13 protein-coding genes and 6 tRNA genes are annotated in these 16,042 nt (G+C 43.4%); 13 read left to right on the top strand and 6 right to left on the bottom strand.

Going from position 1 to position 16,042, the window contains the following annotated elements; genetic code table 11:
• Window positions 1–13: 13 nt before the first annotated feature.
• From ACRRS1_RS11040 to ACRRS1_RS11030, 3 genes are read left to right on the top strand one after another with little or no spacing between them, the layout of a single operon-like run.
• Window positions 14–649 (top strand): tetratricopeptide repeat protein, encoded by a 636-nt coding sequence (locus ACRRS1_RS11040; RefSeq protein WP_432459378.1) that lies wholly within the window; start codon window positions 14–16, stop codon window positions 647–649.
• Window positions 650–652: 3 nt separating this feature from the next.
• Window positions 653–1,309, top strand: coding sequence for a response regulator (locus tag ACRRS1_RS11035; protein WP_432459377.1), 657 nt, complete (start codon window positions 653–655; stop codon window positions 1,307–1,309).
• The gene (locus ACRRS1_RS11030; protein WP_432459376.1) at window positions 1,299–2,711 is read left to right on the top strand and encodes an ATP-binding protein; all 1,413 of its coding nucleotides are present in this window, start codon (window positions 1,299–1,301) and stop codon (window positions 2,709–2,711) included. Before ACRRS1_RS11035 ends, ACRRS1_RS11030 begins: the two co-directional genes overlap by 11 nt.
• A gap of 141 nt (window positions 2,712–2,852) precedes the next feature.
• Here ACRRS1_RS11030 and ACRRS1_RS11025 read toward each other — a convergent pair whose 3' ends face one another.
• On the bottom strand, window positions 2,853–3,722 hold the full coding sequence (locus ACRRS1_RS11025) for a flagellar protein MotY (RefSeq protein ID WP_432459375.1): 870 nt from the start codon (window positions 3,720–3,722) through the stop codon (window positions 2,853–2,855).
• A gap of 120 nt (window positions 3,723–3,842) precedes the next feature.
• Here ACRRS1_RS11025 and rnt point away from each other — a divergent pair, with 120 nt between their 5' ends.
• The 4 genes from rnt (at window position 3,843) to fabA (ending at window position 8,484) form a co-directional block, all read left to right on the top strand.
• Window positions 3,843–4,505, top strand: coding sequence for a ribonuclease T (rnt, locus tag ACRRS1_RS11020; RefSeq protein WP_432453145.1), 663 nt, complete (start codon window positions 3,843–3,845; stop codon window positions 4,503–4,505).
• Between the two features lie 10 nt (window positions 4,506–4,515).
• Entirely contained in the window at window positions 4,516–5,838 is a 1,323-nt protein-coding gene (locus ACRRS1_RS11015) for a Na+/H+ antiporter family protein (RefSeq protein ID WP_432453146.1), read from the top strand.
• Between the two features lie 75 nt (window positions 5,839–5,913).
• Window positions 5,914–7,869: an AAA family ATPase gene (locus tag ACRRS1_RS11010; protein WP_432467831.1), complete on the top strand. Its 1,956-nt coding sequence runs from the start codon at window positions 5,914–5,916 to the stop codon at window positions 7,867–7,869.
• A gap of 78 nt (window positions 7,870–7,947) precedes the next feature.
• Window positions 7,948–8,484: a bifunctional 3-hydroxydecanoyl-ACP dehydratase/trans-2-decenoyl-ACP isomerase gene (gene fabA / locus ACRRS1_RS11005; RefSeq protein ID WP_432459373.1), complete on the top strand. Its 537-nt coding sequence runs from the start codon at window positions 7,948–7,950 to the stop codon at window positions 8,482–8,484.
• Between the two features lie 54 nt (window positions 8,485–8,538).
• Here fabA and rmf read toward each other — a convergent pair whose 3' ends face one another.
• The 5 genes from rmf to rlmKL all read right to left on the bottom strand — a co-directional run bounded on the left by rmf (window position 8,539) and on the right by rlmKL (window position 14,915).
• A complete protein-coding gene (gene rmf / locus ACRRS1_RS11000) occupies window positions 8,539–8,715 on the bottom strand; it encodes a ribosome modulation factor (protein WP_432453149.1) in 177 nt (58 codons plus the stop codon).
• 147 nt (window positions 8,716–8,862) lie between these two features.
• A complete protein-coding gene (locus tag ACRRS1_RS10995) occupies window positions 8,863–10,692 on the bottom strand; it encodes a DUF3466 family protein (RefSeq protein ID WP_432459372.1) in 1,830 nt (609 codons plus the stop codon).
• Window positions 10,689–12,581 (bottom strand): ATP-binding cassette ATPase Uup, encoded by a 1,893-nt coding sequence (gene uup, locus ACRRS1_RS10990; protein WP_432459371.1) that lies wholly within the window; start codon window positions 12,579–12,581, stop codon window positions 10,689–10,691. Before uup ends, ACRRS1_RS10995 begins: the two co-directional genes overlap by 4 nt.
• Window positions 12,575–12,814, bottom strand: a complete 240-nt coding sequence (locus ACRRS1_RS10985; protein ID WP_432459370.1) for a glutaredoxin family protein — start codon at window positions 12,812–12,814, stop codon at window positions 12,575–12,577. Before ACRRS1_RS10985 ends, uup begins: the two co-directional genes overlap by 7 nt.
• A gap of 4 nt (window positions 12,815–12,818) precedes the next feature.
• Window positions 12,819–14,915, bottom strand: a complete 2,097-nt coding sequence (rlmKL, locus tag ACRRS1_RS10980; RefSeq protein ID WP_432459369.1) for a bifunctional 23S rRNA (guanine(2069)-N(7))-methyltransferase RlmK/23S rRNA (guanine(2445)-N(2))-methyltransferase RlmL — start codon at window positions 14,913–14,915, stop codon at window positions 12,819–12,821.
• Between the two features lie 159 nt (window positions 14,916–15,074).
• Here rlmKL and ACRRS1_RS10975 point away from each other — a divergent pair.
• From ACRRS1_RS10975 to ACRRS1_RS10950, 6 genes are all read left to right on the top strand, one after another.
• Window positions 15,075–15,151 (top strand) — tRNA-Met (locus ACRRS1_RS10975).
• 87 nt (window positions 15,152–15,238) lie between these two features.
• Window positions 15,239–15,315, top strand: a tRNA-Met gene (locus ACRRS1_RS10970).
• Between the two features lie 87 nt (window positions 15,316–15,402).
• Window positions 15,403–15,479, top strand: a tRNA-Met gene (locus ACRRS1_RS10965).
• Between the two features lie 87 nt (window positions 15,480–15,566).
• Window positions 15,567–15,643, top strand: a tRNA-Met gene (locus tag ACRRS1_RS10960).
• A gap of 87 nt (window positions 15,644–15,730) precedes the next feature.
• A tRNA-Met gene (locus ACRRS1_RS10955) sits at window positions 15,731–15,807 on the top strand.
• 87 nt (window positions 15,808–15,894) lie between these two features.
• A tRNA-Met gene (locus ACRRS1_RS10950) sits at window positions 15,895–15,971 on the top strand.
• Window positions 15,972–16,042: the final 71 nt, after the last annotated feature.

The following is a 16,042-nucleotide window of genomic DNA, read 5'->3' as shown; positions in this document are numbered from 1 at the left end:
CAAGGAACATACAATGAAAACGACTCTTACCTTAAGCGGCTTACTTGTGAGTAGCCTTTTCGCTAGCAGCGCTTCATTCGCTGCAAACGACAACTTACCACAGATCCAAAGTGACTGGGCGCATTGCCAATACCAAGTTGAACCAAACAAAGCACAAGTACAATGTTTTGAACAACTCATCGAGCTCAACTATCAAGCCGTAAATAACGATCCCAAGGATTTGGAGTTACAAGTTTGGTTAGCAATTAACAAAGCCTCACTAGCTGGCGCCAAAGGCGGTTTATCCGCATTACGTTTAGCCAAAGAAGCGAAGCAACTCTTAGAGCAAGTAATTGATAAAAACCCAAAAACTTTAGATGGCTCTGCCTATACCAGCTTAGGTTCGCTATACTACAAAGTGCCAGGATGGCCAATCGGTTTTGGCGACGATGACAAGGCAGAAGCGATGCTTAAACAAGCACTAGCCCTTAATCCCGATGGGATTGACCCAAACTATTTTTATGGTGACTTTTTGGCTGAAGATGGCCGTAAGCAACAGGCCATTGAATATTTAACCCGCGCCCAGCAAGCCGCAGCTCGGCCAGATCGACCGCTGGCAGACAAAGGTCGGCAACAACAAATCGCCTTACGTTTGGAGAGCTTAAAATAACCTATGCGTTTGTTACTAGTAGAAGATGATGTATTACTCGGCCAATCAATGACTGCATCACTGACGCGCCACGGTTATACTGTAGATTGGCTTGAGCGTGGCATGGGGGTCGCAGCAACACTCAAAGCCGAACAATTTATTGCCGTTATTTTAGATCTGACACTCCCCGACATTGACGGTTTAGAAGTACTGCATGAAATTCGCAGAACTGGTTTTGACTTACCGGTGATGATCTTAACGGCCCGCGATGATATTAACGACCGCGTTAAAGGGCTGGATGCTGGTGCCGACGAGTACCTCGGCAAACCCTTCGCCCTCGAAGAGTTATTAGCCCGTTTGCGGGTGTTGATCCGCCGTCAATCCGGTAGCGCAAATGAAACAATCCAATTAGGAGAACTATCACTTTCTCTCATTGAACAAACCATTAACTTTCAGCAAAATCCTCTAAAACTCACCCGCAACGAATACAAAATATTAGCAAGTTTAATCACTAATGCAGGCCGAGTTCTGAGTAAAGAGAAACTACAACAGTCACTGCATGGCTGGGATGAAGGAACCAGTGACAACGCCATTGAAGTACATATTCATAATCTGCGTAAAAAAGTACCAAACAAAGTGATCAAGAACATTCGAGGTGTGGGTTATATCATTGAAAAATAAAACATTCTCAATAAAGCGCCGATTAACAATATCGATCATTGTAGTTGCAAGTTTATTACTGGTGGTCTCACTGTATTTTAGTCTTTTATCTGCTCGCGATGAAATTGAAGAAGTCTATGACGCCCGGCTCGGCCAATCGGCAAAATTGCTGCTCATGGTAAGTCCTGTTGCGACCGACCGCTTAACGTTTACTCAGCAACAGCAACAATTTGATTTATGGATGAATCGTATTCAAAAATTGACCGAAGATGATGACAGCCCTGCGACTGCTTACGGCCATCCTTATGAGCAAAACATCTTATTCCAATTCTATCAAGATGAGCACCTACTATGGAGTTCAAACAAGCGGCTTGGACCACTGCCACTGCTAAAACACGCTTCTGGCTATGGTGACATTTCAATGAAAAATGAGCAGTGGCGATATTTTAAACTAGCAATGGCGAATACTTCTGAGCACCAGCAATATATAGTGGTGGCAGAAAAACAAAGTATCCGCCAAGAAGTGATCGATAAAATTGCCTTTACCGCAACCTTACCGCAATTGATCCTGGTCCCCTGCCTGATCATGCTATTGGTACTTCTAATCGACAAAAACTTCAAACCGATTGCCGAATTGGGTACCGCCATTGCTCAACGTAGTGCACACAAATTAGATCGGATCTATGTGACCAATCAAACTCGAGAGCTGTCCCCCTTAGTGGATGCTTTAAACCAGCTTCTAGTGCAGCTGGAACAAGCTTGGCAACGGGAAAAACGCTTTACTCGTATGGCAGCTCATGAACTAAAAACCCCATTAACCATCTTACGACTCAATGCTGAAAACGCTATTCTTAGTGAAAATCCACAGCAACTAAGGCAAGATTTAGATAACATTCTTAAAGGCATTGATCGTACCGATCGTTTGTTACATCAACTACTCACACTTGCCAAAGTGGAAAGTATCACAGATTTAATCAGCCAAAATTTTGATCTTGCCAAAGTTCTACAGCAAGCTTTAGCAGATTTAGCCCCCATTGCACTGCGCCAACATCAAGAACTCAGTTTTGAAGGCGATAGCTGTTACATTGATGGTGATGAAATACTATTAAGTATTTTATTTAGGAATCTAATTGATAATGCAATCCGATACTCAGGAAGCCACAGTGAAATTGACGTCAAACTGAAGGCGCAAGCCAATGACATCGAAGTCACGATCAGTGATAGTGGTACGGACATCAGCCAAGACACCAGAGAGAAACTATTTGATAACTTCTATCGGGCAAATACCGAAAAAGGCGATGGTGCGGGTTTAGGGATGTCGATTAGCCGAGATATTGCAGAGCTACATCACGCGACGGTACGCTTATTACCGCGCACTCAACAGCATAATACCTTTCAGGTTCGTTTTAATCAAAGAAGCTAAGTATTTACGCCTAAGTTGACGCTGTTAATGCTCGTCCTCAACAAGCTGCTCGCAGCCTTTAGCTGCGGGCGACATTCGCTAGGCGATTAGCTGTTGGCTCTTGAGTCATAAAGCGCCACCATTACAGCACATCATAGAAATTTAGAGTAGATCTTTACCTAAGGAAATAACCACTCGGCGATTTCGTTCGCGACCTAAGGTATTATCATTACTTGCGACATGGCGCCGCTCACCATGACCCGCCACCTCGATCACGCTGTCGTCTAAACCACTCGATTTAAAAAAATCTTTGATTCGCTTGGCGCGTTTATCCGACAATTCTTGATTTGTCCATTTACCACCATAACTATCGGTGTAAGCATCAACCAATACAACATCAATGTCTGGGTCATTCTTGACATAGTCACCAATCAATCTTAAACGTTGTTTAGAACGCGGAGTCAACTCGTTACTATTGGATTGATAAGTCAAAACCGTGAAGGCGATATCATCGAATGAGTAAGGTAACAATCGCCCCACACACTTCAAAAAATCGTTATATTGTTGCTTAAAGTTAACCGATGAGATCCCCACCGATGTCGTCGCATTATTAGCATACCAATCGTCAAAATAAAAAGTGGGGATATTACCGTCTTCTAATTCGCTCAGCATTTGCCAAGCTGGCTGGGCATGCACGTAACCGTCAAATTGCTGGTAAAAAGACAATTCACTAATTTTTTTAGAACTTGCCCCAGGTTTCCACATCGGCGGCACACTGCGTAATGAAACCTGATGCGTCTGCGGCGAAATTTTGTACATGTCTAAGTAGAAGTCTAAATTAACATTCTTCGAGGCGCGACTAACAAAACTAGCGATCCCAAACGATGGAATAAAATGGTCCATACGACATTCAATAGGAGATTGGCTGGACATGACCCAGGTTGAATCGTCCATTGATGCTGAATAGCTGCGTACACTAGCGTGAGTGACCGTCGTCCCAAGCGCCAAAGTTAACAATAAATAAGGTTTCATAGTCGCAAATCCTCTGTTCTCCTTAAAATATCGGCCAAAGGCCAATTATCTTTAAAGCAAATTCGCGATTCTTTGCTGCTTTTGTAATAATGCGCGCCTCAGTAAATACTATGCCAGATTATGACCATTACAGAACACAGCTCTCAGCTTATGTCGAACCGCTTTCGAGGGTATTACCCGGTTGTTATCGACATTGAAACGGCAGGCTTTAATGCCAACACCGATGCATTATTGGAAATAGCGGCTTGCTTACTCAGCTTCGATGCAAATGGCGAGTTATATGTACTCGACAGCGTGCAATTTAACGTTGATCCCTTTGTGGGAGCAAACTTAGAAAAAGCTGCTTTAGAGTTTACCGGTATCGATCCCACAAACCCGCTCCGTGCTGCGGTGAGTGAAGAGTTCGCACTAAAAGAAATGTTTAAGCCAATTCGTAAGGCCTTGAAAGCCCACGGCTGTAGCCGTGCTGTCATGGTGGCTCACAATGCCGCTTTTGATATGAGTTTCTTTAACGCTGCGGTTGAGCGATGTCGGATCAAACGTAACCCTTTTCACCCTTTCGTGAGTTTTGATACCACAAGTTTGAGCGCTTTAGCGCTCGGCCAAACCGTGTTAGCGAAGGCCTGTCGGGAAGCTGATATTGAATTTAGTAATCAAGAAGCTCATTCGGCACTTTACGATGCGCAAAAAACCGCAGAACTATTTTGCAAAATAGTAAATAAATGGCAGACCTTAGGTGGTTGGCCGCTTCCTATTCCACAAGATACCCCTGAAGAACCATAGGATCTCATTCATGTTTAACCCCGTTGTTGTTTCCGTTTGTTTAATGCTAATACTTAGTCTCATGCGGGTAAATGTAGTATTAGCGCTCACCATTAGCGCGTTAGTCGGAGGCCTCGTTTCAGGACTGCCCCTGGCGGAAACAATTTCTAGCTTCGAACAAGGTTTAGGCAATGGTGCTCAAATTGCTCTCAGTTACGCCCTACTTGGTGCTTTTGCTGTGGCAATATCTCGCAGTGGACTGACTGATTTTATTGCCGAAAAGATTATCAGCCGCGTAGACAAACACCGAGAAAGCCGCTTAAGCTTAGTGAAATGGTTGATGTTAAGCGCCATCATTCTCATGGCCATCGCTTCGCAAAATCTGGTGCCAGTGCACATTGCCTTTATCCCCATTTTAATTCCACCGCTGATTGGTGCTTTAAATCAGCTAAAAATCGATCGCCGTTTAATCGCTTGCTGTTTAACTTTTGGCTTGGTTACAACCTATATGTGGTTGCCAGTTGGGTTTGGTGGCATCTTCCTAAATCAACTTTTATTTACCAATCTACAAAACAATGGTTTAAGTATCGATAAAGCACAACTTCCCTTGGCTATGACCATCCCGGCTCTTGGGATGGTTGTCGGCTTGCTGAGTGCGATTTTTATTTCTTATCGTAAACCACGCGAATATCGTAGTGATATGCTTAAGGCTTCGGCGAGTTCCGCGCCTGCAATGCCGACTCAAAAGCTGTTGATTAACATTATTGCTATATTCGCAGCTCTGGCGATTCAGCTTTATAGTAACTCGATCATTATCGGCGCTTTAGCTGGCTTTCTATTATTAACGACAGCATCAGGGATCCGCCCTCAAAACAGCCAAGATTTATTCATTGAAGGCGTAAAACTTATGGCTTTGATTGGCTTTATTATGATTGCCGCAGCGGGCTTTGCCGCCGTAATGAAAGAAACCGGTGGCGTACCCGACTTGGTATCGAGCGCCGCAGATATGTTAGGTAGCAATAAAATGTTAGCCGCAGCAGTATTACTGATTGTGGGTCTGTTAATCACCATGGGGATCGGCTCATCGTTTTCAACGATCCCGATTATCGCCGCTATATATGTCCCCTTAGCTATTTCTTTAGGATTTTCGGAACTGGCAACCGTTGCTTTAGTGGGAACAGCGGCGGCACTGGGTGATGCGGGTTCACCGGCATCCGATTCAACTTTAGGTCCAACGGCGGGATTAAATAGTGACGGCCAGCATGATCATATTTGGGATACGGTTGTACCAACATTTATCCACTTCAACCTACCATTATTGGTATTTGGCTGGATAGCAGTTATTGTTTTATAAAAAGTGATAACAATCTGATTTACTGGTGATTTAACGACTCGCGTCTGACGACTAATATTTTATGGGAACACCAACTTGACCAACTTTGAAATACCGCTCGATAAACTACAGCCTACATTTAATTTGGCTAATGTGACTCCCAATAGTCATCACCAATGGGCAGACTTAATGCCTTTGGCAAAAGCAAGCTTTGATTATTTTTTGTCACAAGCTCCTAGTCTGCCTCTCATGCTATGCCAAGCAGCCAGTTACCTACAACATCAGTCAATACTTCAAGCCCTGTTGCGCTCACCAACCATAACCAGCGCGCCTCCATCAAACTATGTCATGTTGTACCGGCCAAAAACGCCCTATCAGCCCAGTTATTTTCAGCTTAAAACAGGCTCTCTACCGTTATTTAAGCAACTCATGCAACAACTAAACGAACTCATCAGAGCTGAGCCAGCATCGAGCATAAGCGTACAAGCTGAAGCCAATGAGTCGCTATTTATACAGCTACACAGCTGCCAGCAACAACTCGGCTTAGTTGATGCTGTTCAAGACTTATATCATGCTTTAATTGAACAACAGCCGGCGAATGATATTTCAGCTTATTACAAAGTTTGGCAAAGCCAACATCAGCCAATACTGTGTCCAGAGTTTTCAAGAGCTGCTCTGTTTGGCTCAATTCGCAGTGGTAGCTCTGCTGCCGATTTAACAGGCATCGACTTAGGTTTGTTCCAACAATCTCCGCACGGTGTATTTGTGCTCAATAGTGATGATGTTATAGCAGATCCCGGATTGTGGTTTGAATTAAAGGCTTGCTTAAAATCATCCCGTTTGGATTGGTCTCGAGCGAAGAGTCACAAAGCGACAATGATACCAGAAGCCTCAGACTTCAAACCGAAGCTCGTATTACTCGGTGAGCCGATGGCTATCTCTGCTCTGTTAGAACTCGACCCAGAAATATATCAACTCAGCTTGATTGAAACCGAACTACCCAGTGAAGTTGAACTAAACAGTGTCAATATCGAAGCCTATCTAAGTCAGATTAATGCTACGCTGAGCGATACGAAACTAGCACCACTCGATGCTAAACTTTATACTTCGGTACTTGGTTATGCCTCACGCTTGTGTGAACATAACGACTTGCTCAGCCTCGATATTCTCCACATCATCAAGCCACTTCGTTTATTGGCCCATTTACAGCTGAACCATAATGCCGAGGGCTTCGCCAGCGCATTAAATACACTACATAGAAACATCAATAGCCAGCAACAATTTAGTGATCTAGCATATCGAGATCAACAAACTAAGATTGAGCTTTCTGGTGAAAAAATAGGTCAAATCAATGGCTTATCAGTTATTGACTTTAACGGTCTCGGTTTGTCTTTTGGAGAGCCAATCCGGATCACTGCGACCGCTCACCAAGGCGAAGGTGATTTTACCGATGTTGAACGCAAAGCTGAGCTAGGCGGCAATATTCATGCAAAATCCATGATGATTATTCAAGGTTATCTCAGCGAGTTATTTGCCAAAGAACACCATTTCCCGCTGTCTGGTAACATCGTATTTGAACAATCTTATCATGAGATCGATGGTGATAGTGCCTCAATGGCGGGCGCTTTGGTGATGATGAGCGCATTGGCGAACCTTCCCATTAAACAAAGCTTCGCCGTAACCGGAGCGCTCGACCAAAAAGGTAATATTCTCGCAGTTGGTGGGCTTAACGAAAAAATTGAAGGCTTCTATCGGATAGCTCAACAAAGTAAGATTGCAGGCCCCTTTGCATTGATACTTCCCAAAGCCAACCTTAATCAGTTAAATTTGAATCACGATGTGATACAGGCCTGCACTCAAGGTAAACTTAAGTTGTTTGCTATTGAGCATATTGAACAAGCCGTTCAGTTACTCTTTAATCAACCTGCCGGTGATGTATATGATGCGCAAAGTGTCTATGGACAGATCCATAGAAACATTCATCCTGAAGGCCAAAACAACAGTTTTTTCGCTTACTTACTTAGAAAAATACTCGGCGTATTCAAACTCTAACAAATTTATTAGTCATCGGACTTGTTTAGCGCACACCTGTTCGCTAAAGTAGCGGCAAATTTTTTAAAGGTTTAAATCATGACTCAGGTTTCACAAAAAGATCTAGGTAAAACTAGCTATGAACGCCAAGAATTACTCGACTGTAGCCAAGGTCTTTTATTTGGTGAAGGAAATAGTAAGCTTCCTGCCCCCAATATGTTAATGATGGATCGCATTCTCAAAATTAGTCATGAAGGTGGTGAATTTGGAAATGGTGAAATTATTGCCGAATTAGATATTGATCCAGATTTATGGTTTTTTGGTTGCCACTTTCCTGGCGACCCAGTGATGCCAGGTTGTCTCGGGCTCGATGCGATGTGGCAGTTAGTTGGGTTTTTCTTAGGTTGGAGTGGCGGTCCAGGAAAAGGACGAGCTCTGGGTGTTGGTGAGGTTAAATTTACTGGACAAGTCTTACCCACAGCAAAGAAAGTGACCTATAAAATCCAAATGAAACGCGTAATCATGCGCAAATTAGTGATGGGTATTGCCAATGGTATTGTAGAGGTCGATGGGCGAGAAATTTATTCCGCAAATGACCTGAAAGTTGGTTTATTTACTGACACATCAAGCTTCTAAGTAAATCATCTCCTATAAAAAAGCCCTGTTAACCAACAGGGCTTTTTTTATTCATTAATGATTGTCTAATCCTGAAACGCGTTCTTCAAGCGCCTCGCGCCATCCTCCGTACCAATGCCCTCTCGCGTCAACTCCTCCGTACGGACAGGTCTCCTTAGAACGACCAGATAACCCTGCTTGATAACCTTTGGCATGCGCTCTTTCTAAACGATCGCGTTTTTGTCTTTTCATAGACTATTCCTCATCAAGATCAGAAAATAAACCAGCGGTCCGTTTAGGACCACCGTTCTACTATCGCCTATCGTTTTACAAAGATCAAAAACAAATTTTTAAGTATTCGCTAAGCATTTGATCTTTTTGTTACAACCAACAAAAAGATTAACGTTTTTTGAAGCGTCTCACATAAATTAAGGGTAATAACAATAAACCAAACCAAGAAACGCCTGCACCTTGGCGCTCATAAGACGCTTCTTCAAGCATTGGGCAACGAGCAATATCATTGATATCAGTGACTACAGGGTTACGCTCTAAACGCAGTAACACGGGTCTCGGATTAACACCATGAATAAGGTCATCCGGTGTTTCGTAGTGATACCCACTCGCGTAAACAGTGCCGTCATCGAGGATTTGAGAAGCATACTCAATCCGATATAGTGGCATCCGTGGTTGTCCGTCTTGTTCATAACAAGTTAAGGAATTGAGGCTCCAGTTATAGGTACTTTCACCATTCTTATAACGATCAAAATCTAGCAAAATTGCACTCTGCCAACGAGTCGTACCACTATAAGAAGGCTGTTCTTCACCATCCGCATCAACCCAACCGACAATCAAATTATCATTATTAATATCACTAAATTCGCTATTAGCGCCATTAAATGGCAAGTCACGCAGTGGCCAAACCACTTGTTGATAAGAACTAGAAGCTTGATCATTATCATAAACAAAAGCTTCTACTGGGCGATTACGTGATTTCACTTGCGTATAACGCAAGTTGCCAACCATCAATTCCGCATCATTAACGGCATTTGCCCAAGTATGTGAGACCGAGTCTTCAAAGTCTGCACTATCACCACCGATGTTAATGTTAGGAATTTGATTTAGTGAATAACTTCCATCGTCATTTGCGCTATAAAATACCGCTCGTCCGCGAGAACCTACGGTTGAATCATAAACATCGTCAGAAGAGATCCCAACAAATATATCCGCATGACTGTTGTAGTCCTTGATGAAATTATAATTGGGTGCATCGCCATATTGAGAACGAACGTAACCTTCAACCAAGGGCACGCCTTCCACCGCATCGCCATCGTCGGCGTTAGTAATATCCCACACCCAAGCCTGCGTATTAAAACCAGAACAGCGATAATAATAATCCTGGTCACCAGTTTGACATTCGCCAAAACTATCGCTATTCGAGTAACTAACACTACTCAAACCAATCACAAGCGTCTTACCGTCTTTCTGAATGACTTGTAAACCCGACGAAACACCACCTTTGTCGCTACTCAATTGTCCATCACTACTAAATGGTGTTGGTAATAAAGTAATTTTGGCATCGTCACTAAGGCGCAGCGCAAACCCGCGTTGAATAAACTCTCGAGTATAGACCGCGCTAGAGCCATTACTAAAAGGTGCGGAATCGTAACCGACAGCCCAACCAAGCGAACTATTAATTCGATTCACTCGAGTATCTGTCGTATAAGTTTGCTGACTACTATCGTCAAAAATGAACAACTTATCGTTAACGGTGTCCCAGGTCGGGATCTCACTGTTAGTTCCGTTAAGGTGAGTCCCTGTCACATTGCGCTGCGCAATGAATGCTAATACATTAGACTTATATAAGACCGAGGCTTGATTAAATAAGCGATGTCGATAGGTACCATAAAAACTATTGTCACCTTCAAAAAACAGATCACATACTTCTACAGCATATTGACAGCCGTAGTCAAAACTAGTGCGGTCGGAGAAATCATAAAAACGAAATGGGCTACGAAAAGTTAAGGCATTGCCCGCAACATACTCCCCATCCTCACTAACAGCGGTGACATTAAAACTGCTATTCGCTTCTGCTAAGCCATTCGCCATTTCAATAGGAATTTCTTCAACCAAATAGTACGCCTCAACTTGCGCGGCATGGACCATACCAGCAGAAAGTAATAAGGGCGCAAATACCAGCGATAACGAACGATTAATAATAGACTTCTTCATGAATTTTTTAATTCTTCCAATTCTTCCCAACGTGAATAAAGCACTTCTAATTCTGTTTCAGCTTCATTCAGTTGGCTTAGGGTGGTCTGAACCAAACTTTGTTCTAAACTATAAAACTCTGGCTCATTTACTTGTTTTTGTAGCTTTTCGAGTAAGTTTTCGGCAGCTTCTAACTTTTGAGGCAATTGGTCAAGCTCAAGTTGTAATTTATAAGATAACTTTTTAGTGGGCTTAACACTACGGCTACCCACTTCTGTTTTCTGTACCGAGTTGCTGCGTTGCCCTTGCTGCTGTTGCTCGATATAAGTCTGTACTTCCGAATAGCCGCCGACATAAGTATCGACTTGCCCTTCACCGGGAAAATACCAAACATGACTGGCAGTATTATCGATGAAACTTCGATCGTGACTCACCAACAGTACAGTCCCCGGATATTGGCTCACTAATTCTTCCAATAACTCCAGCGTTTCGACATCGAGATCATTGGTTGGTTCATCAAGCACCAATAAATTTGCTGGTTTTAAAAATAGCTTGGCGAGCATCAGGCGATTTTTTTCACCACCAGACAATGCCTTGACCGGGGTAAACGCACGTTTTGGGTGAAACAAAAAATCTTGTAAATAGCCCATCACATGGCGCTTCCCACCATTGATCTCGACCTCCTGTTTACCACCGGCCAAATTATCGATAAGTGTTTTCTCGGGATCAAGTTCTTGGCGATATTGGTCAAAGTACGCAACACTGAGTTTTGTGCCTACCTTCACATGACCGCTGCTCGGCTGCAACTGGCCGAGTAATATCTTAATCAATGTAGATTTACCACAACCATTGGCACCCACAAGGGCAATTTTGTCACCGCGCATCACCAATAAATCAACCGGAGAGATAATTGGCTGTTGATTAGGGTAACTAAAACTAATGTTCTCGGCTTCAAAGACTATTTTCCCTGAACGCAAACCATCATCGATTTGCATCTTGCTGGTACCCAAACGGTTAACCCGCTCTCCACGCTCGTTACGCATTGCCTTAAGTGCACGAACGCGCCCCTCGTTACGGGTTCTACGGGCCTTAATACCTTGACGGATCCAACTCTCTTCCTCGGCGAGGCGTTTATCGAATAAGGCATTTTTCTCTTCTTCAACCCGCAACCATTCGATTTTACCTTCGAGATAGGCATCATAGTTACCGGGCCAAGAAGTGAGAACGCCACGGTCAATATCTACAATCCGCGTGGCAATTTTTCGAATAAATGCTCTGTCGTGACTAATAAAGACAATGGTGCCTTTAAAGTTAATCAAAAAATCTTCTAACCACTTAATCGTCGTGATGTCTAAGTGGTTCGTGGGTTCGTCTAGCAACAAGATATCCGGCTCACCGGCCAAGGCTTTAGCCAATGCAACTTTACGTAGCCAACCCCCAGATAAACCCTGTAAAGGCTTATCACCATCCAATTTCATGGTTGTAAGTACTTTTTGGATTTCACTATCAAATTGCCAGCCATCAACGACATCAATATGATGCTGAACATCTTGCAAACGTTTTAGTAATTTTTCATCACTACCATCCCCAATATGGTTAGCTAGGTGATGAAACTCACTGAGCAACTTACCGATATGTGGCTTACCTTCAGCAACATAATCAAAAATACGTTGATCACTGGCTTGCGGCGGATCTTGTTGTAATCGAGTAATCACAACATCATTCACCAACTGCCGTTGCCCAGAATCGAGTAATACGGCACCTTCAATCACTTGTAATAAAGAGCTTTTACCTGCGCCATTACGGCCGACCAAACATACTCTTTCTGACTTATTAATTTGTAAATTGGCTTTGTTTAGCAGAGGTGTATCACCATAAGCCAAAACTGCATCTTGTAAGTTAATTAACACGTACAACTCTCTATAAATTGCTCTAACTGACTCGCATCAAAAGGCCAGCTTAACTGTTGCTGGCTAGGCGCATGACACAGCACCGGAATACTATAGCGAAACTGCTCAGTCAAAGCTTCATCATCAATAATATCTTGTTCACTCAGTTCGCTGATATTAGGACTGGCTAATATCAATGCTTTGGCATCTTCACACAAATGACAACCATCGGTACTGTATAACACCCAAGTCATAGCGCTATTCCTTGTGGATCATCCAACAATTGTGGATATGTTTATTGCGTTCGAAATCTGCAGACAAAGACTTCGAGGAGATATTTTCCAGGCTCAAACCATGTTTAACTAAAGCCTCTTGGTCAAGCTTAAAGTGACGTTTATTATTGGAGAATATTAAATCACCCCCCTTATTAAGCAAGCGCGCCACCGACACAATCAAATCAACGTGATCTTTTTGAATATCAAATACTTCATCCATTTTCTTTGAGTTAGAAAATGTGGGCGGATCAAGAAAAATCAGATCCCAGCGCTGAGATATTTGAGTTTTTAACCAGGCCATACAATCAGCACGAATAAACTCGTGTTTATTGATTGGCAATTGGTTTAAACGGAAATTATCTTTGGCCCAGTTCAGATATGTATTCGACATATCAACTGTGGTGACCTTTTTAGCCCCCCCTAAAGCCGCATGCACACTTGCCGAGCCCGTATATGCGAACAGATTAAGCACGCTCTTCGCTTGACTGTGTTGCTGAATATAATGCCGCATATTTCGATGGTCCAAAAAGAGTCCGGTATCGAGATAATCGGTTAAGTTAACGTAGAACTTAGCTCCATACTCTTGTACCACAACCCGCTCTTTTTCATCGCTATGACGTTGGTATTGTTGTTTCCCTTTTTGCTGAGCACGTTGTTTAATCACCAGCTTATCGTTGTCCACTAAACCGCTTTGCAAAAGTCCGGTAAGCAAATCCAGTAAGCGTCTGCGAGCCTTGTTAGGATCAATGGTTTTTGGAGCTCGATACTCTTGGACAATCATATAATCGTCGTAACGATCAACTGCAACATTATACTCGGGTAAGTCTGCATCATATAAGCGATAACAGCTGATCTGCTCGCGTTTAATCCACTTTTGTAACTTTTTTTGATTCTTGGTTAAACGATTGACAAAATCAGCCGCATATTGGCGATTTTCCGCTTGACCACTTTCGGCAATTTGATAAATCTTTAATACACAAGCCAACGAACCATTGAAAAACTTATAGGTTTTATCGGCACGTAAGCGCAAGTAATCAAGTAATTCGGGCGCACCGGTAAATAGCGATAAACGCCAACCACCGTAGTTTTGTCGAACGCTGGCACCAAAAGAAAGAAACAAGCCAATCAATTTGGTTAACTCACCTAATCGCTCCCCATAGGGGGGGTTTGACAAAATTAGCCCTGGTTCACTCGGCGCTACAGGCAAATTGGCAGCATCATGTACATGTACTGAAATCAACTTATCTAAACCTGCACGCTCGATATTGGCTTTGGCTATCGCCACCATTCGTTTATCAATATCGTAGCCAATCAATCTTTGTTTACAATTAGCCAAGCCAAGTTCAGCTCTGGCTTGCGCATCGGTTTTAATATCCCGCCAAGCAGACGCTGCAAAATTACTTAAACGTTCGAAGCCAAACTGGCGCTGTAGACCCGGCGCGATATCGGCAGCCTGCATCGCCGCTTCAATCAGTAAGGTTGCCGAGCCACACATCGGATCGATGAGGTATTTTTCTGTCCAAGCACTTCTTGTGACCAAGGCTGCTGCAAGGTTTTCGCGTACCGGAGCCTCACCCTGTTCGGTTCGATATCCGCGTCTATGTAAGCCACTACCTGATAGATCTAAAGAAATAGCCAAATGTTTACCTGCGATCCGCACCACGATCCGCGCATCTTCATCTATCTTGGCAACATTAGGCCGAGTACCGCAGTTCTCTTTATATTGGTCGACAATAGCGTCTTTCACTTTCAATGCGCCAAACTGACTATTGTCTATGAAATGATTGGTGCCACTACAATGCACGGAGAAGGTTTGATCGACACTAAAGTACTTATCCCAAGGCACTTGATAGGCACTATCGTATAAGTCATCTACTTTGTCCGCTTGGGTTTCCACCAAACGTAACAGGATCCGCGAAGCAAAACGTGTCCATAAACATATTTTATAAGCGGTAGGCCAATCACAGGTAAAACTCACACCCGCGACGGTTTGTTTGCAGTTGTCGGCCCCTAAGGCCACTAACTCATCTAAACATAAGCTTTCTAAACCTTTAGCGGTCGAAGCGAAAAAATCTGCCATTTTGATACTCAATTAAATTAACCCAAGGATTATACCTGTTTTAACGAGGATCAGTAGTAAAAGGGGCTTTCGGACAAATATTCGGCAGTTGGTTAAGAACAGGAAATTATCTCTTGTAATCTAAGCGAGCTCTGCGTAATATCCGCACCTCGTTACGGACGCGGGATGGAGCAGTCTGGTAGCTCGTCGGGCTCATAACCCGAAGGTCGTTGGTTCAAATCCGGCTCCCGCAACCAATTTCTACTTCGGTAGCGATTGACTAGTTTGAATAGCTAGGCCAAATAATTATTCACTATCACTTAACTTTTATAGTTAAGACCGAACGCGGGATGGAGCAGTCTGGTAGCTCGTCGGGCTCATAACCCGAAGGTCGTTGGTTCAAATCCGGCTCCCGCAACCAATTTCTACTTCGGTAGCGATTGACTAGTTTGAATAGCTAGGCCAATTAATTATTCATTATCACTTAGCTTTTATAGTTAAGACCGGACGCGGGATGGAGCAGTCTGGTAGCTCGTCGGGCTCATAACCCGAAGGTCGTTGGTTCAAATCCGGCTCCCGCAACCAATCTCTACTTCGGTAGCGATTAACTAGTTTGAATAGCTAGGCCAAATAATTATTCACTATCACTTAGCTTTTATAGTTAAGACCGGACGCGGGATGGAGCAGTCTGGTAGCTCGTCGGGCTCATAACCCGAAGGTCGTTGGTTCAAATCCGGCTCCCGCAACCAATCTCTACTTCGGTAGCGATTAACTAGTTTGAATAGCTAGGCCAAATAATTATTCACTATCACTTAACTTTTATAGTTAAGACCGGACGCGGGATGGAGCAGTCTGGTAGCTCGTCGGGCTCATAACCCGAAGGTCGTTGGTTCAAATCCGGCTCCCGCAACCAATCTCTACTTCGGTAGCGATTAACTAGTTTGAATAGCTAGGCCAATTAATTATTCACTATCACTTAGCTTTTATAGTTAAGACCGGACGCGGGATGGAGCAGTCTGGTAGCTCGTCGGGCTCATAACCCGAAGGTCGTTGGTTCAAATCCGGCTCCCGCAACCAATTTTTGTCCAATCAAATCCCTTTTTATTTTGACTCGTTTGCTTTCCCTAATATGAATCCGGAAAACTCTT

It is taken from the genome of Agarivorans sp. Z349TD_8, assembly GCF_050870825.2.
Lineage (GTDB): Bacteria > Pseudomonadota > Gammaproteobacteria > Enterobacterales > Celerinatantimonadaceae > Agarivorans.
The sequence above is the reverse complement of the archived record's forward strand: the minus strand, read 5'-3'. Positions and strand labels throughout refer to the sequence as shown.

Bases quoted from the DNA above. Each gene is read 5' to 3' on its own strand.
- ACRRS1_RS11040 (WP_432459378.1), top strand. From the start codon at position 14: ATGAAAACGACTCTTACCTTAAGCGGCTTACTTGTGAGTAGCCTTTTC.
- ACRRS1_RS11035 (WP_432459377.1), top strand. From the start codon at position 653: ATGCGTTTGTTACTAGTAGAAGATGATGTATTACTCGGCCAATCAATG.
- ACRRS1_RS11025 (WP_432459375.1), bottom strand. From the start codon at position 3,722: ATGAAACCTTATTTATTGTTAACTTTGGCGCTTGGGACGACGGTCACT.
- rnt (WP_432453145.1), top strand. From the start codon at position 3,843: ATGACCATTACAGAACACAGCTCTCAGCTTATGTCGAACCGCTTTCGA.
- ACRRS1_RS11015 (WP_432453146.1), top strand. From the start codon at position 4,516: ATGTTTAACCCCGTTGTTGTTTCCGTTTGTTTAATGCTAATACTTAGT.
- fabA (WP_432459373.1), top strand. From the start codon at position 7,948: ATGACTCAGGTTTCACAAAAAGATCTAGGTAAAACTAGCTATGAACGC.
- rmf (WP_432453149.1), bottom strand. From the start codon at position 8,715: ATGAAAAGACAAAAACGCGATCGTTTAGAAAGAGCGCATGCCAAAGGT.
- ACRRS1_RS10995 (WP_432459372.1), bottom strand. From the start codon at position 10,692: ATGAAGAAGTCTATTATTAATCGTTCGTTATCGCTGGTATTTGCGCCC.
- ACRRS1_RS10985 (WP_432459370.1), bottom strand. From the start codon at position 12,814: ATGACTTGGGTGTTATACAGTACCGATGGTTGTCATTTGTGTGAAGAT.
- rlmKL (WP_432459369.1), bottom strand. From the start codon at position 14,915: ATGGCAGATTTTTTCGCTTCGACCGCTAAAGGTTTAGAAAGCTTATGT.